Source organism: Lentzea flaviverrucosa, assembly GCF_003350445.1.
In the GTDB taxonomy this organism is placed as follows: Bacteria; Actinomycetota; Actinomycetes; order Mycobacteriales; family Pseudonocardiaceae; genus Lentzea; species Lentzea californiensis.
In genome coordinates, this window is record NZ_QQAU01000018.1 from 1 (window position 1) to 21,988 (window position 21,988).

At 68.2% G+C, this 21,988-nt stretch carries 21 protein-coding genes; 9 read left to right on the forward strand and 12 right to left on the reverse strand.

The features are described 5' to 3' along the window. Positions 1-352: 352 nt before the first annotated feature. On the reverse strand, positions 353-1,864 hold the full coding sequence (locus tag DFR72_RS38940; RefSeq protein ID WP_090072227.1) for a M28 family metallopeptidase: 1,512 nt from the start codon (positions 1,862-1,864) through the stop codon (positions 353-355). Positions 1,865-1,942: 78 nt separating this feature from the next. Beyond that, positions 1,943-2,575 (reverse strand): GNAT family N-acetyltransferase, encoded by a 633-nt coding sequence (locus DFR72_RS38945; protein ID WP_090072225.1) that lies wholly within the window; start codon positions 2,573-2,575, stop codon positions 1,943-1,945. A gap of 45 nt (positions 2,576-2,620) precedes the next feature. Here DFR72_RS38945 and DFR72_RS38950 point away from each other — a divergent pair, with 45 nt between their 5' ends. After that, positions 2,621-3,586: an NAD(P)H-quinone oxidoreductase gene (locus DFR72_RS38950; RefSeq protein WP_090072287.1), complete on the forward strand. Its 966-nt coding sequence runs from the start codon at positions 2,621-2,623 to the stop codon at positions 3,584-3,586. Here the strand turns inward: DFR72_RS38950 and DFR72_RS38955 are convergent. Beyond that, positions 3,570-4,214, reverse strand: a complete 645-nt coding sequence (locus tag DFR72_RS38955; protein ID WP_090072223.1) for a class I SAM-dependent methyltransferase — start codon at positions 4,212-4,214, stop codon at positions 3,570-3,572. The genes DFR72_RS38950 and DFR72_RS38955 overlap by 17 nt on opposite strands. Positions 4,215-4,233: 19 nt before the next feature. Continuing rightward, positions 4,234-5,433, reverse strand: coding sequence for a cysteine desulfurase-like protein (locus DFR72_RS38960; protein WP_090072221.1), 1,200 nt, complete (start codon positions 5,431-5,433; stop codon positions 4,234-4,236). Between the two features lie 82 nt (positions 5,434-5,515). Between DFR72_RS38960 and DFR72_RS38965 the strand changes: the two genes are divergently transcribed. The 8 genes from DFR72_RS38965 (at position 5,516) to DFR72_RS39000 (ending at position 12,593) form a co-directional block, all read left to right on the forward strand. Continuing rightward, on the forward strand, positions 5,516-6,001 hold the full coding sequence (locus DFR72_RS38965; protein ID WP_090072219.1) for a bacterial proteasome activator family protein: 486 nt from the start codon (positions 5,516-5,518) through the stop codon (positions 5,999-6,001). 58 nt (positions 6,002-6,059) lie between these two features. Continuing rightward, entirely contained in the window at positions 6,060-6,890 is an 831-nt protein-coding gene (locus DFR72_RS38970) for a class I SAM-dependent methyltransferase (RefSeq protein ID WP_090072216.1), read from the forward strand. A 59-nt stretch (positions 6,891-6,949) separates the two neighbouring features. Next, on the forward strand, positions 6,950-7,864 hold the full coding sequence (gene wzm / locus DFR72_RS38975) for a galactan export ABC transporter permease subunit Wzm/RfbD (RefSeq protein ID WP_090072214.1): 915 nt from the start codon (positions 6,950-6,952) through the stop codon (positions 7,862-7,864). 16 nt (positions 7,865-7,880) lie between these two features. After that, entirely contained in the window at positions 7,881-8,681 is an 801-nt protein-coding gene (gene wzt, locus DFR72_RS38980; RefSeq protein ID WP_090072212.1) for a galactan export ABC transporter ATP-binding subunit Wzt/RfbE, read from the forward strand. 3 nt (positions 8,682-8,684) lie between these two features. Beyond that, a complete protein-coding gene (gene glfT1 / locus DFR72_RS38985) occupies positions 8,685-9,587 on the forward strand; it encodes a galactofuranosyltransferase GlfT1 (protein ID WP_090072210.1) in 903 nt (300 codons plus the stop codon). 95 nt (positions 9,588-9,682) lie between these two features. Further along, positions 9,683-10,912, forward strand: coding sequence for an ABC transporter substrate-binding protein (locus DFR72_RS38990; protein WP_090072208.1), 1,230 nt, complete (start codon positions 9,683-9,685; stop codon positions 10,910-10,912). Next, entirely contained in the window at positions 10,909-11,784 is an 876-nt protein-coding gene (locus DFR72_RS38995; RefSeq protein WP_090072206.1) for a carbohydrate ABC transporter permease, read from the forward strand. The genes DFR72_RS38990 and DFR72_RS38995 overlap by 4 nt, the downstream gene beginning before the upstream one ends. Then, positions 11,781-12,593 carry a carbohydrate ABC transporter permease gene (locus DFR72_RS39000; protein WP_090072203.1) on the forward strand — a complete coding sequence of 271 codons (813 nt, stop codon included), beginning with the start codon at positions 11,781-11,783 and terminating at the stop codon, positions 12,591-12,593. Before DFR72_RS38995 ends, DFR72_RS39000 begins: the two co-directional genes overlap by 4 nt. Positions 12,594-12,596: 3 nt before the next feature. Here DFR72_RS39000 and DFR72_RS39005 read toward each other — a convergent pair whose 3' ends face one another. From DFR72_RS39005 to DFR72_RS39040, 8 genes are all read right to left on the reverse strand, one after another. Next, positions 12,597-13,412, reverse strand: coding sequence for a PIG-L family deacetylase (locus tag DFR72_RS39005; protein ID WP_090072200.1), 816 nt, complete (start codon positions 13,410-13,412; stop codon positions 12,597-12,599). A gap of 77 nt (positions 13,413-13,489) precedes the next feature. Next, positions 13,490-15,352: a glycosyltransferase gene (locus tag DFR72_RS39010; RefSeq protein ID WP_245983828.1), complete on the reverse strand. Its 1,863-nt coding sequence runs from the start codon at positions 15,350-15,352 to the stop codon at positions 13,490-13,492. 69 nt (positions 15,353-15,421) lie between these two features. Further along, complete coding sequence (locus DFR72_RS39015; protein ID WP_090072195.1) at positions 15,422-17,293, reverse strand: glycosyltransferase; 1,872 nt, start codon at positions 17,291-17,293, stop codon at positions 15,422-15,424. Between the two features lie 6 nt (positions 17,294-17,299). Then, on the reverse strand, positions 17,300-18,508 hold the full coding sequence (glf, locus tag DFR72_RS39020; RefSeq protein ID WP_090072193.1) for a UDP-galactopyranose mutase: 1,209 nt from the start codon (positions 18,506-18,508) through the stop codon (positions 17,300-17,302). 18 nt (positions 18,509-18,526) lie between these two features. Continuing rightward, entirely contained in the window at positions 18,527-18,925 is a 399-nt protein-coding gene (locus DFR72_RS39025) for a DUF2304 domain-containing protein (RefSeq protein WP_090072191.1), read from the reverse strand. A gap of 9 nt (positions 18,926-18,934) precedes the next feature. After that, entirely contained in the window at positions 18,935-19,675 is a 741-nt protein-coding gene (locus DFR72_RS39030) for a glycosyltransferase family 2 protein (protein ID WP_090072189.1), read from the reverse strand. Between the two features lie 10 nt (positions 19,676-19,685). Continuing rightward, entirely contained in the window at positions 19,686-20,945 is a 1,260-nt protein-coding gene (locus tag DFR72_RS39035; RefSeq protein ID WP_090072187.1) for a lipopolysaccharide biosynthesis protein, read from the reverse strand. Next, positions 20,942-21,970, reverse strand: a complete 1,029-nt coding sequence (locus DFR72_RS39040) for a glycosyltransferase family 2 protein (RefSeq protein ID WP_245983830.1) — start codon at positions 21,968-21,970, stop codon at positions 20,942-20,944. The genes DFR72_RS39035 and DFR72_RS39040 overlap by 4 nt, the downstream gene beginning before the upstream one ends. Positions 21,971-21,988: the final 18 nt, after the last annotated feature.

Here is a 21,988-nt window from a genome sequence, read left to right on the forward strand (position 1 = left end):
CCGCGGACTAGCCCGAACAAGCCTGGACAGCCAGATGCAGCCTTGAAAGCGGGAGACGGGCAACCGTCCGGGGGTTCAAATCCCTCCGCTTCCGCTCGGTGGGTGAGGTGTGTCGACGGAAAGCGCCGACCTGACCTCGCTCCAGGTGTTTTTGGGGGCTGGTGCCCCATTGCTTCTCATCGGGCCAAGTCGGCCTTGCCCTCAACGCAACGAGCAGCCGAGGCGCATGAACCTCTGCCGCTGTGATCAGCGGTGATGACGTGCCCTGCTCGGTAAGGCGCAAGCTGGCCCGCACGCGAACAAAGCAGCGGCGGCGCCCCGGAGGGCACCGCCGCCGATCCGAGCGAGAGAACTACGAGACGGCCAGGTGGTGGTGGTCGTCGTGCGCGGCGGCCTTCATCAGAGCCGCCGAAGAACGGGCCTCTGCCCGCTTCGAACGCGGCGGCACGCCGTTGACGTCCTCAGTGGACACGCCGTAGGCCGCGGTCACGAAGGCGATGGCGCCTGCGTTGCGGCCGAGGGCCACGCGGTCGATGTTGCCGAGGTTGTCGCACGCCGAGTGGTAGCACGGGTCGTAGGCGACGCCTGCCGTGCCGCCCCACTTGGCTGCCTGTGCGGCGGTCTTGACGCCTTCGGCGCCGGTGAACAGGCCGCCGGCCGGGATGCCCTGTGCGATGAACTCGCCGTAGTCCGAGCGGCCCGAGAAGTCGGTGCCTTCGGTCGGGACGCCCTTGGCGGCGAAGTAGTCGGCGAAGGCCTTTTCGATCTGGGCCGAGCCGTACGGGCCCGCGCCCGCGCCTACCGCGTCGGAGTCGTCGCCGTCGTAGATGAAGTACGCGGCGTTCGGGGAGCCGACCATGTCGAAGTTCAGGTACAGGGCGATGTCCAGCTGCTGTTCGAACGTCAGCGAGCGGACCCATTCCTCGGAGCCGATGAGGCCGCGCTCTTCCGCGCCCCACCAGGCGAAGCGGATGGCGTTGTCGACCTTCGGGCGGGAGCCGAGTTGGAGGGCCGTCTCCAGGAGTGACGCGGAGCCGGTGCCGTTGTCGTTGATGCCTGCGCCCAGTTCGACGCTGTCGAGGTGTGCGCCGGCCATGACGACGTTGTTCTTGCGGCCGGTGCGGGTCTCGGCGATGACGTTGCGCTGGGTGCGGGTCTCGTTGTGGTAGCGCATGTCCACGGTCACCGAGGCGCCTGCCTTGCCGGCGAGCGTGGTGCCGTCGGCCTGGGAGATGCCGCCGGTCGGGATCTTGCCGGGGTTGGTCAGCGTCACGTTGGACAGCGGGCCCGCGGTGTTGTTCGAGACCAGCACGGCGATGGCGCCCGCGGCGAACGCGTTGAGGTGCTTCTGCTCGAACGTGCAGCCGCCTCGGCGGATGAGGGCGACGGAGCCGGTGAAGTCCTGGCCGGCGAAGTCGGTGGCCTCGCAGCCCGTGGTGGCGTCCTCGGGGACGACGCGCAGCGGGCCGGTGACGCCGCCGACCGGGGTCTGGGGTGAGGCGGTCAGGACGATCGCCTGGTAGTTCACGCCGTCGACGCGGGCGGTCTCCGCGTCGGTGACCGGGACTTCGAAGCTGAAGTTCGGCGTCGTGACGATGAAGCCCTCGCCGCGGAGCTTGCCCGCGACGTACTCGACGCTCGCGTCGTAGCCGGGCGTCAGGGCCGCGCGGTTGCCGCCGTTGCGGTCGGCGATGCGCTGGAACGCGATGAGGTGCCGGTTGACACCCTCGACGGTCACCTTCTTCGCGAGCTTCTTGGCTAACGCGGGGCCTGCGGGTTCAACGGCGGCGGACGCCGTGGCGGTAGGGGCAGCGACTAGTGCCGATATGGCAAGCACAGCCGCCAGCTTGGTTCTGCCGGACATGAACGTTCCCCTTCGTTCGAGATGGCTGAACCCTCACAAGAAGGAGACCCAGGACACAATCCGTCGGTCGGCGGGAGTTCAGCTGGTGAGCAGCTGAACACACTCCGCTAGTCCGTCGACCGCGACGTTCCACCCCGGGCGCACGAAATCGGCCTCGTCCAGACGCAATCGCACGTGCTCAAGGCGTTCTCCGCGCGGTGCGGCACCGATCGTGCCGTCGTGCACGTAGCCGAGCTTGGCGCTGACGCGGTTGGACGCCTGGTTGCCCTGCCAAGCCGCCGAACGAGCGATGTGCGCGCCCAGGTGGTCGAACGCGAACTGCAGCACGCCCACACGCATCTCCGTGCCGAAGCCGCTGCCCTGGAACTCCTTGCCGAGCCACGAGCCGGTGTTCACCTCGCGCAGCACGCCGAAATCGCGCGCACCCACCTCCTGCACGCCGATCACCTTGCCCTCGTGCCGCACGAGGAAGCAGATCGCCCAGTCCTTCGCGGCCAGCTTGGCGCGCATGCCCCAGAAGAACTGGACCATGCCGAACCCGTGGTCGTCCGCCAGGCTGTCGGTCCACGGCACGTTGAACGGCATCTCGGCCGGGTCGTGCACACCCGCCTTGGCGACCTCGACGAGCTCGAACAGACCGGCGTCGTCGTCCGGGCGCAGCTCCAGGCGCGGGGTGCGGAGAACCAGGTGTCGCAGAGGCCAGGCGTCCATGATCCGATGGTGCCGGACCTGTCGAACGGTATTACGGTCGACCGCATGCGTGCCATCACTGTTCGCGAACCCGGCGGCCCGGACGTGCTCGAGTGGACCGAGGTCGCAGACCCGGTGCCCGGCACGGGCGAGGTGCTGATCGACGTCGCCGCGAGTGCGGTCAACCGCGCGGACCTGTTGCAGCGCCAGGGTTTGTACCCGCCTCCCAAGGGCGCGTCGGACGTCATCGGGCTGGAGTGCTCCGGCACGATCGCGGCGCTCGGCGAGGGCGTCACGGGCTGGCAGGTCGGCGACGAGGTGTGCGCTCTGCTGGCCGGTGGTGGTTACGCGGAGAAGGTCGTCGTGCCCGCGGTGCAGGTCCTGCCCGTCCCGGCGAACGTCGACGTCGTCACGGCGGCCGCGCTGCCCGAGGTCGCGTGCACGGTGTGGTCGAACGTCGTGATGGACGGCCGGCTCAAGCTCGGCGAGACGTTCCTCGTGCACGGCGGTGCGGGTGGCATCGGCACGCACGCGATCCAGGTGGCCAAGGCGCTCGGCGCGACCGTCGCGGTCACCGCGGGATCGGACGAGCGGCTGCGGAAGTGCGCCGAGCTCGGCGCGGACATCACGGTCAACTACAAGACGCAGGACTTCGTCGCCGAGGTGAAGCAGGCGGACGTCGTGCTCGACAACATGGGCGCCTCCTACCTGCCCCGCAACATCGACGTCCTCGCCCCGGACGGCCGATTGATGATCATCGGCATGCAGGGCGGCGTGAAGGGCGAACTGCCGATCGGCAAGCTCCTCGCCAAGCGGGCGTCCGTGATGGCGACGGGCCTGCGCGGCCGCAGCGTCGACGGCAAGGGCGCGATCGTGGCCCAGGTCCGCGAACACCTGTGGCCGTTGATCGAGAGCGGTGCGGTCGAGCCGATCGTCGGCCAGGTCGTGCCGATGTCGGACGCCGCCGAGGCGCACCGGCTGCTCGAAGCGAGCGACGTCTTCGGCAAGGTCCTGCTCAGGCGAGACCGGTAGCCACGGCGAGCGAGGTCCGGGGAGCCGTGCGGAACTCCAGCCCGAACTCCTCGGACCACCGCGTCAGCACCGCCTGCTCGTCCGGCCGGTCGGCGTCGTCGGCCAGCACCGTCGCCCCCGGCGCCAGCACGGCGCTGAGCACGGGCAACGCCGGATAGCGCGAGTCGCCGAACCCCGGTCCGTCCACCAGGAGCAGGTCCACCAGGCCGAACCGCTCGACGTATCCGAGCACTTCGTCGTGCACCTGCTGCGGCGCGTACCACTGGCCGTGCCGCGACAACGCCGCCGGGTGCCGCGACAACGGCGCGTGCACCACGCGAGCCGCGGAGCCGAGACCTTCACGTCGTAGTTGCGAGGCGACGAAAGCAGCCGTGCGTTCGTCGTGCTCGATCGACAACAGGTGCCCGAATCCCCGCTGCTGCAACAAACGCGCCAGCAGGACCGAGGACGATCCGCAGCCGAGTTCCACCAGCACGGTCCGGGCGCCCAGCACGACCTCGTCCATCACGGCGACGAGCGCCGCCGGCCGGAGGTCGCCTGCGAGCTGCGGCAGGTACTCGGTGTTCAACGAGCCGAGGCGCTGCAGGGCCGAGAGATCGGCGAGCTCGCGAACCAGCGAGTCGTCCAAAGATGGTCTCCCAAATCCCTCAGCCGAGTTCGGCCACCGCCCGCACCAGGTCGTCCATCTCGACCGCGTTCGTGTAGTGCGCGAGCCCGATGCGGATGGCGCCGCCGATCTCGCCGACGCCCAGCACCGAGAACACGCCGTACTGACCGGGGTCGGCGAACGCGCAGACTCCCCGTGACGCGAGGTGTTCGACGCCGTCCTCCGCCTTGACCCCGGCGATCGAGAACGCCAGCGCGGGCACCCGCCGCATGGCGTCGCCGATCACCATCACGTGTCGCAGCGAACGCAGTTCGTTGATGAGATTAGCGAGCAGCCCAGCCTGGTAGGCCTTCACCGATCCCAACGACGTCAGCAGCCGCTCGCGGCGCGTGCCGGAAGCCGCGTCGTCGAGGTCCGCCAGGTACTCCACCGACGCAACGAGCCCGGCGAGCATCGGATACGCGTGCGGGCCGAGCTCGAGTCGTTCGGGGCCGCGCGCCATCGGGTCGACCGAGACCGACGGCAGCCGCTCCAGCACCGACGGGTCGCGGAACACCAGCGCACCGACCGGCGGGCCGCCCCACTGGCCGGCGGAGAGAGCCACCACGTCGGCGCCCATGCCAACGATGTCCAACGGCACGAAAGGTGCCGCCGCGGAGGCGTCCACCACCATCAGCGAGCCGTGCGCGCGAGCCACCGCGGAGATCTTGCCCAGGTCCGGCCGGGTGCCGACCACACCGGACGCCGCCGTGATGGCGATCAGCTTGGTGCGGTCGGTGACCAGCTCGTCGAACTGCCAGCTCGGCAGCTCGCAGGTCTCGATGTCGATCTCCGCCCACTTGACCGCGCTGCCGGTGCGCTGGGTGGCGCGCAGCCACGGCGCGATGTTCGCCGGGTGGTCCAGCCGGGAAACCAGGACCTCGTCGCCCATGAACCAGTCGTCGGTCATCGCGTCGGCGAGACGTTGCAGCAGCACAGCGGAGGAGGGCCCGAGCACGACACCGGCGGGATCGCCGCCGACGAGGTCCGCGACGGACCTGCGGGCGGCGTCCACGATGCCCTGGGCCCGTTGGGACGCGGGGAAGATGCCACCTGGTCCGGAGACCGGGGCGCGCAGCGCGGTGGAGACGGCGGTGGCGACCTGTTCGGGCACCTGCATGCCGGCGGGTGCGTCGAGGTGGACCCAGCCGTCGCCGAGCGCGGGGAAGAGCCCTCGTACCCGTGCGACGTCGAACGCCATGACACACACCGTACGTATGCGAGCAAACACAGCAACGACCAGCCCCACCCCGATTAGTTTCGAAAACGTGAATCACGCGAGGATGGAGACCATGAACCAGGAGCAGCCCGTCGTAATCGTCGGTGGCCAGGACGGCGACATCGCCGACCTCGTCGAACAGCCGGCGAAGGTCATGCGGATCGGCACGATGATCAAGCAGCTGCTGGAGGAGGTGCGGGCGGCACCTCTGGACGAGGCCAGCCGCAACCGCCTCAAGGAGATCCACAAGCGGTCCATCGAGGAGCTCGAGGACGGCCTGGCGCCGGAGCTGCGCGAGGAGCTGGAGCGCCTGTCGCTGCCGTTCACCGAGGAGGGCACGCCCTCCGACGCCGAGCTGCGGATCGCGCAGGCTCAGCTCGTGGGCTGGCTGGAGGGCCTCTTCCACGGCATCCAGACCGCGTTGTTCGCCCAGCAGATGGCGGCACGGGCCCAGCTGGAGCAGATGCGCGGCCGTGCGCTGCCCGCCGGCAGCGGCGCCGAAGGTAACGAAGGCGGAACAACCGGCAAAGGAACGGGTCAGTACCTCTAGCTGACCGACGAGGGCTTGGCTCTACGATGCGCGCTGACCGTTCTGGAGAGGAGCCACCGTGCTCGACCGAGTCCGCAATGGCCTGCAGGCCAAGCAGCTTCGTCACAAGCTTCGTGTCAAAGCCATGGAGCTCATCCAGGACGCGCTGAAGCCGCAGCAACAGCAGATCGAACGCATCCAGGCCCAGCTGGACGGGCTGCGCGACGAGGTCGCGCAGCAGGCGAACCGCATCGTCGACCACACCGTGGGGCACGAGGTGCGGGCCCGCCGCGACATCGTGTTCGCCGCGGACAGGGAAGCGGCGCAGCAGAGCGCTCAGTTCGTGCACAAGAACATGCCGCGGGTCCCGCACTTCGGCTCGCCGCACGAGACGCTCGAGTTCGCGCTGTCCCAGACGCCCGAGGGCGGCATGGCGCTGGAGTTCGGCGTCTACACCGGCGGCACGCTCAAGATCATCGCGAACGCCCGGGAGGGTGATGGCGTCTACGGCTTCGACTCCTTCGAGGGTCTGCCGGAGAACTGGCGCAACGGGTTCCCCGCCGGCACGTTCACGATGGACGGCCTGCCGGACGTGCCCGGTGCCGAGCTCATCGCCGGGTGGTTCGACGAGACGCTGCCGAAGTTCCTCGCCGACCACGAGGGCCCCGTCACGTTCCTGCACGTCGACTGCGACCTGTACTCGTCCACCAAGACCGTTCTCGACCTGGTCGGGCCCCGTCTGGTCGAGGGCAGCATCATCGTCTTCGACGAGTACTTCAACTACCCGCAGTGGCAGGAACACGAGCACAAGGCCTGGCTGGAGCACGTGGCGGCGCACGGCGTGGAGTTCGACTACCTCGGGTACACCTACGACCACGAACAGGTCATCGTAAAGGTGATCAAGGTCTGATCCCACCGTGACCGACCGGTAAGCATGGCCGCGGGTGGTCGCCGGTACGCTCAGTCCTCGTGCAAGCCACCAGTACGCTCGACCAAGCAGAGGCGCCTCCTCCCGTCAAGTCGCGCAGCTTCAAACGCGCGTTCGCGGACGTGCGGGAGGCGTGGGACCACCGTGAGCTGTGGGGCCACCTCGGCTGGCAGGACATCAAGCAGCGCTACCGCCGTTCGGTCATCGGCCCGTTGTGGATCACCATCTCGATGGGCACCACGGCGCTGGCGCTGGGCTTGCTGTACTCCGTGCTGTTCGACACGAACGTCCCCACGTTCCTGCCGTACGTGACGGCCGGCTTCATCATCTGGAACTTCATCCTCGGCTGCATCACCGAGGGCACGGACGTGTTCATCGCGAACGAGGGGCTCATCAAGCACCTCCCCGCGCCGATCACGGTCCACGTGATGCGCATGGTGTGGCGCCAGGTGCTGTTCCTGGCGCACAACCTCGTTGTCTACGTGGTGGTGCTCGCCATCTTCTTCACGGCGCTCGACCACCCGTACACGATCACCAAGGGCGGCATCGAGCACCCCGGTCTCAGCTGGACCATCCTCCTCGCGGTCCCCGGCTTCGCGCTGCTCGCCGTGAACGCGGTGTGGGTCGCTCTGCTGTTCGGCGTCATCAGCACCCGCTTCCGCGACATCCCGCCGGTCGTGACCAGCTTCATCAACCTGGTCTTCTTCATGACGCCGATCGTCTGGGACGCCGGCGTGCTGCAGCGGGTCACCGGCGGAGGCGACAACAACTGGCGCATCCTGATCGCCGAGCTCAACCCCGTGTACCACTTCGTCGAGGTGGTCAGGGCCCCGCTGCTCGGCCACGCGGTCGACTGGCACCACTGGGCGATCGTCGGCGGCTTCACCGTCATCGGCTGGTTCGCCGCTCTGGTGATCCTGCGCAACTACCGCGCCCGCGTTTCCTACTGGGTCTAGAAGGAGGTCGACACCCATGGTCAGCATCGACGTCTGGAACGCATCGGTCGACTTCCCGATCTTCGACGCCAAGTCGAGGTCGCTGAAGAAGCTCGCGCTCGGCAAGGTCGGCGGCAAGATCGAGTCCGAGGGCCGCGTCCCGATCATCGAAGCCCTGCACGACATCACGCTGTCGATCAAGGACGGCGACCGCGTCGGCCTGGTCGGCCACAACGGCGCCGGCAAGTCGACGCTGCTGCGCCTGCTGGCGGGCATCTACGAGCCCACCCGCGGCCAGTCGCGCATCATCGGCAAGGTGGCGCCGGTCTTCGACCTCGGCGTCGGCATGGACCCGGAGATCTCCGGGTACGAGAACATCATGATCCGCGGCCTGTTCCTCGGCATGAGCCGCAAGCAGATGGAGTCCCGCGTCGACGACATCGCGCAGTTCACCGAGCTCGGTGACTACCTGCAGATGCCGCTGCGCACGTACTCGACGGGCATGCGCGTCCGGTTGGCCCTCGGCGTGGTCACGTCGATCAACCCGGAGATCCTGCTGCTCGACGAGGGCATCGGCGCGGTCGACGCCGCGTTCATGGCGAAGGCCCGCGACCGCCTCAAGAGCCTGGTCGCCCGCTCCGGTCTGCTGGTGTTCGCGAACCACTCCGACGAGTTCCTCGCGGATTTCTGCGACAAGGCGATCTGGATGGACGAAGGCCACGTCAAGATGTTCGGAAGCCTTCGCGAGGTGCTGACCGCGTACAAGGGTTACGACCCCTTCGAGCGGATGCACCCGCACGAGGAGACCCCCGTCCTCAGCGGAAACGGTGGCGAGTAGAGCATGAACCTCGAGGCACTGCCCAAGGGCTCCGTCGTCGCGGTGGTGGTCACCCGCCACCGCAGGGAGCTGCTGGCCGAGTCGTTGAAGGCCCTGGCGACCCAGACACGCGTGCCCGACCACCTGGTCGTCGTCGACAACGGTCCCGACCAGCCCGTCGGTGACCTCGTCGAGCAGTGTCCGCTCCCCACGACCTATCTGCCGTCGCACCGCAACCTCGGTGGCGCCGGCGGCTTCGCGCTGGGCATCCTGCACGCGCTCTCGCTGGGCGCGGACTGGGTGTGGCTGGCCGACGACGACGGCCGCCCGGCCGACGAGAACGTGCTGGCAGTGCTGCTGGAGGAGGCGGAGCGCAGGGGTCTCGCGGAGATCTCCCCCGTCGTCACCAACATCGACAGCCCGGACAAGCTCGCGTTCCCGATGCGCCGCGGCCTGACGTGGAAGCGCTCGGCCGCCGAGCTCGGCACCGACTTCCTGCCGGGCATCGCCTCGCTGTTCAACGGGGCGCTGTTCCGCGCCTCCACGCTGGACGTCGTCGGCGTGCCGGACTACCGGCTGTTCTTCCGCGGCGACGAGGTGGAGGTCCACCGGCGCATGGTGCGGTCGGGGCTGCCGTTCGGCACGACGCTGCGGGTCGCGTACGTGCACCCGGACGGCTCGGACGAGTTCAAGCCGATGCTGGGCGGCAAGTTCCACGCCCAGGACCCGGAGAACCCGATCAAGCGCTACTACACGTACCGCAACCGCGGGTACCTGCTGTCGCAGCCGGGCATGCGCAAGCTCGGTGCGCTCGAGGTGTTCCGGTTCGGGCTGTACTTCCTCGGCGTGAAGCGGGATCCGAAGGCGTTCGTCGAGTGGCTGAAGCTCGTGCGCCTCGGTCAGCGGGAGCGTTTCTTCCGCAAGTGAGCTGACAAAGGGCGGGATCGCTGCGGCGATCCCGCCCTTTGGCCACTTCGGGTAACCGCTCGCGCACGCGAGGTGATCGGAGTAAGACGGGGTGAGTGATTTCCCGACGCAGACTTCTGTCCCTGGCCGGCGCGAGCGCGTTGCTCGCGGCGTGCGGTTCGAACACCGGTAGGGGCGGCAACGGCCAGGCCCTGAAGCAGTGGTACCACGCGTACGGCGAGCCTGGCGTGCAGCAGGCCGTGGAGCGCTACGCCCAGGCGTACACGAAGACCCAGGTTTCCGTGCAGTGGAACCCCGGCGACTACGACTCCAAGCTCGCGACGAGCCTGCTGTCCGACGGCGGACCGGACGTCTTCGAGTCCACCCCGCAGATCAGCTCGGTCCGGGCGGGTCAGCTCGTGCCGCTCGACGACGTCTTCGGCGACGCCAGGAACGACTTCTCCGAGTCGATTCTCGCGACGCACACCGTCGACGGGAAGGTCTACGGCGTTCCGCAGGCCGTGGACATGCAGATGCTGTTCTACCGCAAGAGCCTGTTCGCCCAGGCGGGCGTGCGGCCACCGTCCACTGTGGATGAGCTGGTCGACGCGTCCAGGCGCCTCACCACCGGTTCGGTCAAGGGGCTCTTCGCCGGCAACGACGGCGGTGGCGGCGTGCTGGGCGGGCCCGCGCTGTGGTCGGCCGGGCTCGACTACGTGCGGGACCACCAGGTCGGGTTCGACGATCCCGTTGCGGCGACGGCGATCGGCAAGCTCCGCGAGCTCTACACGAGCGGCAGCCTGTTGCTGGGCGCGGTGAAGGACTGGGCGGAGCCGGACGCGTTCACGCAGGGTCTGGTCGCCATGCAGTGGACCGGGTTGTGGGCGGTGCCGGCGGTCGCCAAGGCGCTGGGGGACGACTTCGGCGTGCTGCCGTTCCCCTCGCTGGGTGCCGGTGGTTCGGCGAGCGTGCCCGTCGGGGCGTTCGGCGCGATGGTCAACGCGAAGTCGAAGCGGATCGACGAGGCCAAGGACTTCGTGCGGTGGCTGTGGATCGAGAAGACCGACTACCAGGAGGACTTCAACCTCGGCTACGGCTTCCACATCCCGCCCCGCAAGAGCATCTCGGAGAAGGCCTCGAAGCTGACGTCCGGTGCGGCGGCCGACGCGGTGAAGTTCGTGCGGGACAACGCGAAGGCGTCCAACCCGCCGGACTGGACCTCGGTGATGCGGACGGCGTTCAACGACGCCGTGTCGCGCGTGGTCCGTGACGGTGCTCCGGCCGACGCCGAACTGAAGGCCGCGGCGGGTGTGGCCCGTGACGAGCTGAAGCGCCTGTACGGATGAGGCACGGACGCGCGTTCTGGCTGTTCGTGGGGCCGTTCGCCGCCGGACTGCTGGTGTTCGTGTACGTGCCGATCGGCTGGAGCCTGCTGCTGTCGTTCTTCGACGCGCGCAACACGGTGACACCGGCCGAGTTCGTCGGGCTGCGCAACTACGTGGACATGCTGACCGACGGGCCGTTCCTGAGCAGCCTCGGCACGTTCAGCGTGTTCGCGGCGTTCATCGTGCCGCTGACGTTCGTGCTGGCCCTCGCGCTCGCGTTGCTGGTCAGCCAGATCAGCTTCATGCAGGCGTTCTTCCGGTCGGTGTTCTTCCTGCCGACGGCGTGCTCGTACGTCGTGGCGTCGCTGGTGTGGAAGCTGTCGATCTTCAACGGTCTGCGGTCCGGTGTGGCGAACACGGTGCTGGGCTGGTTCGGCGCTGATCCGGTGGCGTGGACGGTCTCCACGTCGCCGCCCTGGTACTGGCTCGTGCTCGTGACGCTGCGGCTGTGGTTGCAGCTGGGGTTCTACATGATCCTGTTCATCGCGGGCCTGCAACGGATTCCCGCGGTGCTGTACGAAGCGGCAGCGCTCGACGGCGCACGCTCGTGGCAGGCATTTCGGTTTGTGACGTTGCCGCAGTTGCGGACCACCTCGGTCGCCGTGTTGTTGTTGCTCCTGATCGGCGCCTATCAGGCGTTCGACGAGTTCTACAACGTGCTCGGCACCGACCGCGGCTACCCGCCGTTCGCGCGGCCACCGCTGATCTACCTGTACTACACGGCTTTGGGCAGCGGCGGGCAGGACTTCGGCCACGGCAGCGCGGGCGCGGTGATCCTGACTTTGCTGATCGTCGGCGTGACGCTGCTGCAGGGAAGGATGGTGCGGCGGTGAAAGCCCTGCGGTACCTGGCTTTGTCCGTCGCGGCGGCGCTGTTCCTCGTGCCGTTCTACCTGGTGATCCGCAACGGACTGGTGTCGGAGTCCGAGATCAGTGCGACGTCGTGGACGTTCCTGCCGTCGTCGGTGCGCTGGGAGAACTTCGCCGAACTCTTCAGCGATCCCGCCGTGCCGCTGGTGCGCAGCATGCTGAACTCGTTGGTGGTGGCGGTGTTGCAGACCGCCGGCCAGCTGTTGTTGTGCTCGATGGCGGGCTACGGGCTGGCGCGAATTCCTCACCGGTACTCGAACGTCGTCTTCTACCTCGTCGTCGCCACCCTGATGATTCCCGCCGCGGTGACGTTCGTGCCCACGTTCGTCGTCGTGTCGACGCTCGGATGGGTCTCAGACCTGCGCGGACTGGTGATTCCCGGGCTGTTCAGCGGCTTCACCGCGTTCTTGTTCCGGCAGTACTTCCTGAACTTCCCGCGAGAGCTGGAGGAGGCCGCGAGAATCGACGGACTCGGGCACTGGGGCACGTTCTGGCGCGTGGTCGTGCCGAACTCACGCGGATTCTTCGCGGCACTCGGGGTGATCGCGTTCGTGACGTCGTGGAACCAGTTCCTGTGGCCGTTGGTGATCGCACAGGACCAGGACTCGTGGACCGTTCAGGTGGCGCTCTCGACGTTCCTCACGGCTCAGTCGATCAACGTGCACGAGCTGTTCCTGGCGGCGGCGGTCTCCGTCACCCCGCTGGTCATCGTGTTCGTGGCGATGCAGCGGTGGCTGGTGCGCGGGGTGACGGAGTCAGGGATCAAGGGGTGATGTTCAAGCCACGGAGCTGGCGAAGTCGCCCGGCGGGACCCAGAGGACGCCGGGGTGGAAGACCCGCCCGTCCGGCGCGTACCGCCTGCCCAGCGCGGCTCGCCAGCTCCACTGGTTCAGCTCCGGGTCGTGCGGCCAGTACTCGTCCCAGATCTCGGCCTTCTTGTCGCGCAGGAACCCGCCGACGTTCTCCGGCAGGTTGAGCATCCGGTACCCGGTGTACTCGTAGCGGCGCACGGCGGTGCACCCCTGGGCGTCGGTGTTCGCGTCGGCGGCGAGGATCGCGCCGGCCGTGTGGTCGATGTGGTCGCCCTCGCGGTGGCCGATCGAGCTTCCCGTGCGGATGAAGTCAGGGCCTACGTGGTCGATGATGCCGCGGAGCATCCCCACGAAGCCGGAGTACGTGTAGGCGGGGCGTCCGTCGATCGGCTGGGCGGTGAAGCCCGGCACGTTGAGCAGGCGCCACAGGTCGCCGAAGTTGTCTTCCGGGCCGGCTGCGGCGTGGACGTACGTGTACACGATCCGCAGGTCCGTGCCCGCGAGCCTGTTCGTGGGCACCGGGTGCCCGCCGAACGTCATTTCCTCGTAGGACCAGTCGTTCGCCACTCCGGCAGTCCTGGCGTAGGCGGCGCGCACACCCTCGTTGCGCATCTCCGCGTACTGGATGCCCCCGTAGGAGCTGCCGGGGCGGTGCGGGATGTCCCCCGCGGTCAGGTACACGATCCAGACGTCCTGGCCGTCCCACACGTCCGACGCGATGTCCGGGTTCATGAAGAGCAGGTCGTCGTCCTGGTGGGCGACGAAGCTGAGCGTGGTCACGGTTCCCTCCCAAGGCCGTGCCAGGTCCGTCGCTCATCCCGTGGACGACGGACCCTGCCCTGAGAAGGAGGGACGAATCAGCCCTCGAATACCTTTCGCCACGACTCCGTCGAGGTCAGCTCCGGCAGTGCGGCGCGGTAGACGCGCTTGAGCTGGTCCCACTCCTGGCCGAGCCGGCGGTAGTTGCGGGCCGCCCGCTTGGCCAGCGCGCGGAACTCCTGCGGGTCGCGCTTGTAGAACGCCACGGCGGTGCCGTCGGCGGTGGAGACGGTCGCGCTGTCGAGGTTGCCGAGCAGGAACCACCGGGCGCTGAGCGCCGGCACGTTCATCTGCGGGCGGCCTGCCGCGTCGGGTTCCGGGCTGCGGAGGTTGTGCAGCAACGACTTCGCGGCGCGCTTGGCGGTGGTGATCTTCGACTGCGACGGCTGCAGCAGGGCCTCGGCGCGCACCTGGTCGAAGGTCGGCGGCGGGAACTCCCTCGCCGACGGCAGGGTCTGCGCGTCGGAGTACTCGGCGCGCAGCTTGCGCACCTCGGGCAGCGCGGTGCGCAGCGAGTCGAAGAGCAGCGACGGGCCGGCGAGGAAGTCCTCGATCGCCTTCTGCTGCAACATGACCGTCGAGTACTCCATCGACAGCAGGTGGCGAAGCGTCAGCTTCAGGCCGTGCTTCACGATGCCGTTCTTCACGTCGTACGGGCTGTGCAGCGCGGCGAGGATCAGGCGGTTGCGCGTGTGGAAGTACGCCTGCCAGTCCGTCGAGTCGTTCTTGTCGGTCCACGGCATGTGCCAGACCGCGGAGCCGGGCAGCGACACCGTCGGGAAGCCGTGCTCCAGTGCCCGCAACGAGTACTCGGCGTCGTCCCACTTGATGAAGAGCGGCAGCGGGTAGCCGCTGCGGCGCACGACCTCGCGCGGGAACAGGCACATCCACCAGCCGTTGTAGGTGGCGTTGACGCGCGGGTGCAGTTCCTTGGTGTCCCGCAACGAGTCGGTGGCGAAGTTGTGGTCGGTGACCGCGCCCGGCGCCGCACGCCAGAAGCAGGTGTTGAGGTCGACGATCTCCGCGAAGCTGTGCAGGCGGGCCCGCGAGTACAGGTTCAGCATGTGGCTGCCGACGATCACCGGCTGGGCGGCGGCGCGGGCGAACGCGTTGGAGCGCAGGACGGCGTCCGGTTCGAGCCGGATGTCGTCGTCCATCAACATGATCTGGTCGGCGTCGGTGTTCTCGATCGCCTCGAACATGCCGCGGGTGAAGCCACCGGAGCCACCCAGGTTGTCCTGCTCGATGACCTGGAGCTTGTCACCGAGCAGTGCCGCGGCCTCCGCGAACCCCTCGGTGTCACGGACCTTCACGGCACCCTGGTCGGCGACGAACACCTTGCAGAGCACGTCGAGCACGGCCTTGTCCTGGCCGAGCGCGCGCAACGCGATCACGGCGTCGACCGGGCGCATGGTCGTCATGCCGATGGCGACGGTCTGCACGGGCAACGGCTCGCGCACGGTCCATGCCGCCTCGCGGATCTCGAGCGGCGCGTCGTCGGTGAAGACGTCGAACCAGATCCAGCCGCCGTCCTCGAACGGCTTGAGCGACACGGTGAACTCGACGTCGGTCCACTCGGCCGCGTCACGGACGTACTGGCCCTCGATGTGGATGATGTCGCCGGACGGCCGTGAGCGGTACACGTCGACTCGACCCGTGCCGCGCACCGCCATGCGCAGCACGACTTCGTCGACGGTCGTCCAGCGCTTCCAGTAGGAGGCGGGGAAAGCGTTGAAGTACGTGGAGAAGGAGACCTTCGCCGACGGGGGGACCGTGGTGCTGCGGCGGGACGCGACGTGGCAGTGCACCGAGTCCGGCTCGTCCAGGTAGAGCGGCCGGACGTCGAGCGGGTCGTCGTCGCGGGGCAGGATCACCCGTTGCAGCACGCAGTTCTGGTCCACGGAACTTATCCCCTCACTGGAGCGGGCGGCCCGGAAGATCCGGACCGCCCGTGCAAAGCGTTGTGTGAATCAGAGGTCGTACAACCGCGACCAGGTGTCGCGGCTGGTGAGCTGACCCATCGCGTCCCGGTAGGAGCGCTGCATCTCCGGAGCCCTGCGGTACAGCTCGCGGAAGACCTTGGCGCCCTGCTTGGACAGGCGCACCGCGAGCTCCTTGTCCCGCTTGCGCACCCGCACGCCCTCCTGCGACGCGTCGGTCACGACCGCCGTGTTGAACAGCGAAACGTGCCACCACGCCGAGTCGCCGGCGGGAACGGCACCGGCCTCGTGCACGGACTTGCCGAGCAGCTGGTTCACGAGGCGCTTGGCGAACACCGGAGCGATCAGCTTCGGCGTCGGCGCGGCGCTGATCATCGGGAGGTTGCCCGGCTTGAAGCCGGGGATCTCCGATGCCGGGTGCCGCACGGTCTCCGGGAACTCGGCGCGCAGCTTGCGGATGTCCGCCGCCGCCTGCACACCGCCGTCCTTGAGGAAGTCCGGGCCCTTGAGGAAGTCCTCGATCGCCTTGAGCTGGGTGGCGGCGAGGCCGTACTGCATGCCCAGGATGTACGTGGCGAACGACTTGGCCATGCCGCGCACGATCATCTTCGGGTCGAAGCGGCTGTGCAGCGCGGAGGTGATCAGGGCGTTGCGCAGGTTGAAGTACCTGTGCCAGTCGTCCCAGTCCTTCCAGTGGAAGTCCGCGTGCCATACACCGGCGCCGGGCAGTGACACGGTCGCGAAACCGTGCGCACGCGCGCGGTAGCCGTACTCGATGTCGTCCCACTGGAAGAACAGCGGCAGCGGGTAGCCGACCGCCTTCACGATCTCCGACGGGATGAGGCACGACCACCAGCCGTTGTAGCCGGCGTCGACGCGCTTGTCCTGGACGTTGCGCTTGCCCGTCTCCTCGTCGTACCCGGTGAGGTCGGCGTTGAACAGCGCGCCTTCCACGACCTGGCCCGGCGCGAGGGTGTCGAGGTTCGCGAACTCGGCACCGACGTGCAGGAAGTTCGGGTGCAGCAGGTAGAGCATCTGACCGCCGACGATCGTCGGCTGCGTCGTGCGGTTCGCGAACGCGGTGAGCCTGATGACGATCTCGGGCTCGCACAGCACGTCGTCGTCCATGAACAGGACGTTGGCGTGCTCCGCGTGGTCGATCTCGGTGACCTCGTAGAGGCCGCGCGTGAAGCCGCCGGCACCACCGAGGTTCGGCTGCCGGATGTAGCGCAGCTTGGGCCCGAGCGCGGCCGAGACCTCGGCGAACCGCTCGCGCGACTCGACCGCGTCCGTGCCCTGGTCGACGACGTAGATCGTGTCGACCAGCTTCAGCGGCTCCGGGTCGGAGGCGAGGGCCGCCATCGTGTTGAGGCAGTCGTCGACGCGGTTGAACGTGCAGATGACGACGGCCGTCGGCCGCACCGTCTTCGGCGGCGCGACCGTCCAACGGACCTTCTCGACCACGAGCGAGTCTTCCGCCGTGATCACGTCGAACCAGAGACCACCGCCGTCGGTGAACTTGTCGATCTTCGTCGAGAGGCGCACCTTCTGCGCCTTCGCGCCGGCGACCTTCTCCGCGGCGACCATGCGGGTCTCACCCTCGGAGTCCGAGGCGACGAGAGCGACCTGGCCGGAGCCGGTCACCTCGAGCTCGAGCTCCACCTCGGGGCTCACACACCACCGCTGCCAGTACGACGCGGGGAATCGGCCGAAGTAGGTGTTCATCGTGACCGTGGCGTTCGGGTGCACCACCATGCGGTGGCGCTCCCGTTCCGCGATCCCGCGCTTCACCTCGGCGTACAGGTCTTCCGAGACGATCTGCGACGGCCCTGCGAACAAGCCGCGTTGCGTCAGCAGCTTCTCCGGCGCCTCGTGCTCCACGAGCTTGGACTTGCCCGGCATTGCGATTCAGTCCTCCAGCGACCCGTCCAGCGCCTGACCGGACGCCAGGTGCGGAGCGATCTTGTTGTCGAACACACTCAGCGCCGAACCGATCGCCATGTGCATGTCCAGGTACTTGTACGTGCCGAGGCGCCCACCGAAGATCACGTTGCGCTCCGCGGCTTCCTGCTTGGCCAGCTCGCGGTAGCGCTCCAGCTTGGTGCGGTCCTCAGCCGTGTTGATCGGGTAGTACGGCTCGTCGTCCTTCTCCGCAGCGCGGGAGAACTCCCGGACGATGACCGTCTTGTCCCCGGGGTACTCGCGCTCCGGGTGGAAGTGGCGGAACTCGTGGATGCGCGTGTACGGCACATCCGCGTCGTTGTAGTTCATGACCGGCGTGCCCTGGAAGTCGCCGATGGGCAGCACTTCCTGCTCGAAGTCGAGCGTACGCCAGCCGAGCCAGCCCTCGGAGTAGTCGAAGTACCGGTCCACCGGACCGGTGTACACGACCGGCGTGCCGGCGGGGATCTCGTCCTTGACGTCGAAGTAGTCCGTGGACAGCTTCACGTCGATGTTCGGGTGGTCCGCCATCTTCTCGAGCCACGCGGTGTAGCCGTCGACCGGCAGACCCTCGTAGGTGTCGTTGAAGTAGCGGTTGTCGAAGTTGTAGCGCACCGGCAGACGGCTGATGACCGCCGCGGGCAGCTCCTTCGGGTCCGTCTGCCACTGCTTGGCCGTGTAGGCCTTGATGAACGCCTCGTAGAGGGGACGGCCGACCAGCGAGATCGCCTTCTCCTCGAGGTTCTTCGCGTCCTTGGTGTCGATCTCCGAGGCCTGCTCGGCGACCCACGCCTTCGCGTCCTCGGGCGACATGTAGCGACCGACGAACTGCGAGATCAGGCCCAGCCCCATCGGGAACTGGTACGCCTGACCGTCGTACATCGCGAAGACGCGGTGCTGGTAGCTCGTGAACGAGGTGAACTGGTTCACGTAGTCCCACACGCGCTTGTTGGACGTGTGGAACAGGTGCGCGCCGTAGCGGTGCACCTCGATGCCCGTCTCGGGCTCTGCCTCCGAATAGGCGTTGCCTCCGATGTGGTCACGCCGCTCCAGCACCAGCACCCGCTTGTTCAGCTGGGACGCGGTGCGCTCGGCGACCGTGAGGCCGAAGAATCCGGAACCGACGACGATCAGGTCATAACCTGCGAAGCTCACGGCAAGCGAGGTTACCTGCATGCCCCGAGTGCCCCGAATTCAGGGCTGGGCTCGGAGAAGTTGTTCTTCGGTCGTCGCGACGCGCTTGTCCAACTCGGCGCGCACGCCTTCCAGCTCACAACGCAGCAAAGCGATCTCTTCGACCGTGGTGCGCACCTCTTCTTCGAGGTGACCCACCTCACTCGAGAGCTGCAGTACGACGAAGAGCAGCGTGAACGCGGCGGCGGCGAACAGGAAGTTGGCCGCGAGCTGGATGCCGGTGAGGTTCGACAGCCATGTCGGGAGGCCTGGGATTGCGCCCAAAAGGACCACACCGATACCGACGAACAGCCACATTCCCGCGTACTTCTCGCGAAGCTTGCGGCGCCTCATCATTTCGACCACGACGATCAGCACGAGCGCCGCGACCACAATCGCCAGCAAACGGAACGCAGACACGGGAGCCTCCTAAGCGGCTTCGAAGGAGCCGGTCTTGGGCTTGCGGCGCACGAGGGCGAGCGTCAGCGCCAGGGTGGCCCGCAGCAGGTAGACGGCGGACTTCACGGGCGACGTGCTCGGCGTGCCACCGGCGCGCACGCGCATCTCCACCGGCACCTGCACGATCTTCAGGTCGGCCCGCGCGGCCATGACGAGCGCCTCCAGCGTGTCGCCGAGGTACTCCGCCGGGTAGTGGGAGGCGAACAGGCGCACCGCGCGCGGACCGGACGCCTTGAACCCCGACGTGACGTCGGTGAGCTTCGTGCCGGAGATCGCGGAAATCACCACGGCGAAGAGCTTCATGGCCCAGCGGCGCGGGCCGCGGGCCTTGTAGTCGCCCTTGCCGGCGAACCGGGCGCCGATGGCGATGTCCGCCTGCTCGAGCTCGCGCAGCAGGTCCGGCACGTGCGCCGGGTTGTGCTGGCCGTCGGAGTCCACCTGGACCACGACCTCGAAGCCGTTGCGCACGGCGTAGCGGAACCCGGTGCGCATCGCACCACCGACGCCGAGGTTGACCGCGAGGCGCGCCACTCGGGCACCGCTCTCACGGGCACGCAGCGAGGTCTGGTCCGTGGAACCGTCGTCCACGACCAGGACGCCGACGTCCGGGAGGGCGGCCTTCACCTCGGCGATGACCTTCTCGATGTTGTGCTCCTCGTTCAACGCGGGAAGCACGATGAGCACTCGTCGCAAGTCGACAGAGTCAGACACGTCGAGGAGCCTAACCAGTAGAGGTTTCAGCACGGACACCAGGCCGCAGCACGAAAGCCATGGCCACGAACGCACCGATGGTCGGCGCGACCACCAGACCGAGCACGGCGCGCAACACCAGGTCACCGGGCGCGAACGTCAGCACGAGCACGCTGAGCGCCGCGACGATCGCCCACAGGACCAGGACCTTGGCGCCCTCGGTGCGTGCGACCAGCACGGCAGCAAGGAGCATCACGGCGCCGAGCAGCACGGACGACCACACCAGGCCGGCGACGGCCCAGCCGGGAACGTCGTACTTGGCGCCGAACAGGAACTGGACGACCCACGGCCCGATGAGCCAGCCGAACGCCGCACCGATCGCCGCGAGCGCGAACGCCCCTGCTGAACCTTTGACCAACAGGGCACGAAGTTTTCCGTGCCCCTCCTCGTCCTGGGAGAGCCGCACGACCGTCGGCACCGCCATCGCCTGCACCGGCGACAACAGCAGCAGCGGGATGCGGGCCACGCTCACCGCGAGGAACAGGCCACCGAGCGCCTCCAGTTCCTCCTGGGTGCCGGCGAAGAGCTTCACGATCGCCGGGTAACCCGTCAGGACCGACGCGGTCAGACCGGCGCTGAGCATCAGCACCAGGATCCGCCTGGTCACGACGCCCCACGGTTCGGCGGCACCGGTCAGGTCGAGGTGCTTGCGGGCACGCGGGCCGAACGGCAGGAACGCGAACGAGCCCACCGCCACCGCGATGGCCAGCGGCACGACGCCGTTCAGCCCGAGCACGAGGAACAGGCCGAGCAGCACGATCCGCACGGCGGCCTCGGCGACCACCAGGCCACCGAACGACTTCGCCTCGTGGAACCCGATGAGCGTGCCGCGGGTGCCGAACTGCACGGCGAACGCGAGACCGGACACCAGGGCGACGAACGCGAGCGCGGTGTGCTCGCCGAACAACCGGTCGCTCACCGGAGGCAGGGCGACGAGGAGTCCGAACAACCCCACGGCCGCCGCCGCGACCGCGATCGTGCGCGTGGCGGTCGCGTTGGCGCGCTTGCCCGCCACGTCCGCCACCGCCGCCAGCCGCGACAGCTCCTGCTCGACCGGCGAGAGCGCGCTGCCGACGCCGAAGACGATGCCCCAGAAGGTGAGGAAGACCGCGTTGTCCGCCGGGGACAGGGTGCGGGCCGTCAGGATCAGGACCGGGTAACCCAGTCCCGCCGCCAGCAGCACCGCGATTCCGACGGTGCCGAGCGACCGGCCGGCGGTCTTCCCCGTCACCTGCCCAGTGCCTTCTTCAGCGCCAGGAACAGGCCGCGCACCACACCGGAGCCGAAGCTCGCGGCGAACACCGGCAGCAGCTTGGACACGGCCAGCGCCTGGCCCTTGGACGCGCCTGCCTTGCGGGCCACCGCACCCGCGGCGACCATGCCCAGCAGCACGAGCACGAGAGCCGTCTTCGGGAACTTCGCCGCGATGACGAGCCCGACCACACCGACGGCCATGGCGGCGAACAACGCGTTGCGCGCGGGGCCGGGTGAGTCGAGGTAGCTGTCGACGAACGTGGTGCCGCGGAAGTACGCGTGCTTCACGAACTTCTTGAACGAGTCACGGCTGTTGTAGGTGGCCGCGAAGTCCGGCGTCAGGTTGATGTTCTCGCGCTCGGCGATCCACCGCAGCATGCGCGTGTCGTCGCTGGCCAGCTTCACGTCGTCGAACAGCGACTCGAACGACTGCGCCGCGGCCTCGAGCAGGTCGCGCGGCGCGCAGAAGAACCCGGTGCCCTTGGGGTAGACGTCGAACTCGTCCGCGCCGAACGACACCAGGCGCGGGTTCGCCATGTAGCGCCGCCAGCCGATCGCCACCAGCCCGGCCCAGAACCCGCCGTAGGGGTTGCCGTCGGTGCTGACGTTGATGTGCCCGTTCCACACCTTTCGGTCCGGGTGCTGCAGGAACTGGTCCTTCAGGAACGTGAAGGCGTCCGGCTCGATGATGACGCGGGCGTCCAGCAGCAGGATGCGCTCACCGGTGGCGGCGCGGATGCCGGCCTGGCGCGCGGCGAAGCGACCCGCGTTCTCCTGGCTCACGACGGTGATGCCGAACTGCTCGGTGAGCTCGACGAGGCGCTTCGGCGTGCCGTCCGTGCTGCCGTCGTCCACCGCCACGATCTCGGCCGGCCAACCGGCGCGTTCGAGCGACACCGTCAGCGCCTCGATGGAGCGTCCGATCCAGTCCTGTTCGTTGTAGACCGGGATCACGATGCTGAGGCTGGGGACGTCGGGGAGGGATTTGCTCCGGCTCGTCACACCTGACAGTATCCAGGC

Bases quoted from the DNA above. Each gene is read 5' to 3' on its own strand.
- DFR72_RS38940 (WP_090072227.1), bottom strand. From the start codon at position 1,864: ATGTCCGGCAGAACCAAGCTGGCGGCTGTGCTTGCCATATCGGCACTA.
- DFR72_RS38945 (WP_090072225.1), bottom strand. From the start codon at position 2,575: ATGGACGCCTGGCCTCTGCGACACCTGGTTCTCCGCACCCCGCGCCTG.
- DFR72_RS38950 (WP_090072287.1), top strand. From the start codon at position 2,621: ATGCGTGCCATCACTGTTCGCGAACCCGGCGGCCCGGACGTGCTCGAG.
- DFR72_RS38960 (WP_090072221.1), bottom strand. From the start codon at position 5,433: ATGGCGTTCGACGTCGCACGGGTACGAGGGCTCTTCCCCGCGCTCGGC.
- DFR72_RS38965 (WP_090072219.1), top strand. From the start codon at position 5,516: ATGGAGACCATGAACCAGGAGCAGCCCGTCGTAATCGTCGGTGGCCAG.
- wzt (WP_090072212.1), top strand. From the start codon at position 7,881: ATGGTCAGCATCGACGTCTGGAACGCATCGGTCGACTTCCCGATCTTC.
- glfT1 (WP_090072210.1), top strand. From the start codon at position 8,685: ATGAACCTCGAGGCACTGCCCAAGGGCTCCGTCGTCGCGGTGGTGGTC.
- DFR72_RS38995 (WP_090072206.1), top strand. From the start codon at position 10,909: ATGAGGCACGGACGCGCGTTCTGGCTGTTCGTGGGGCCGTTCGCCGCC.
- DFR72_RS39015 (WP_090072195.1), bottom strand. From the start codon at position 17,293: ATGCCGGGCAAGTCCAAGCTCGTGGAGCACGAGGCGCCGGAGAAGCTG.
- glf (WP_090072193.1), bottom strand. From the start codon at position 18,508: ATGCAGGTAACCTCGCTTGCCGTGAGCTTCGCAGGTTATGACCTGATC.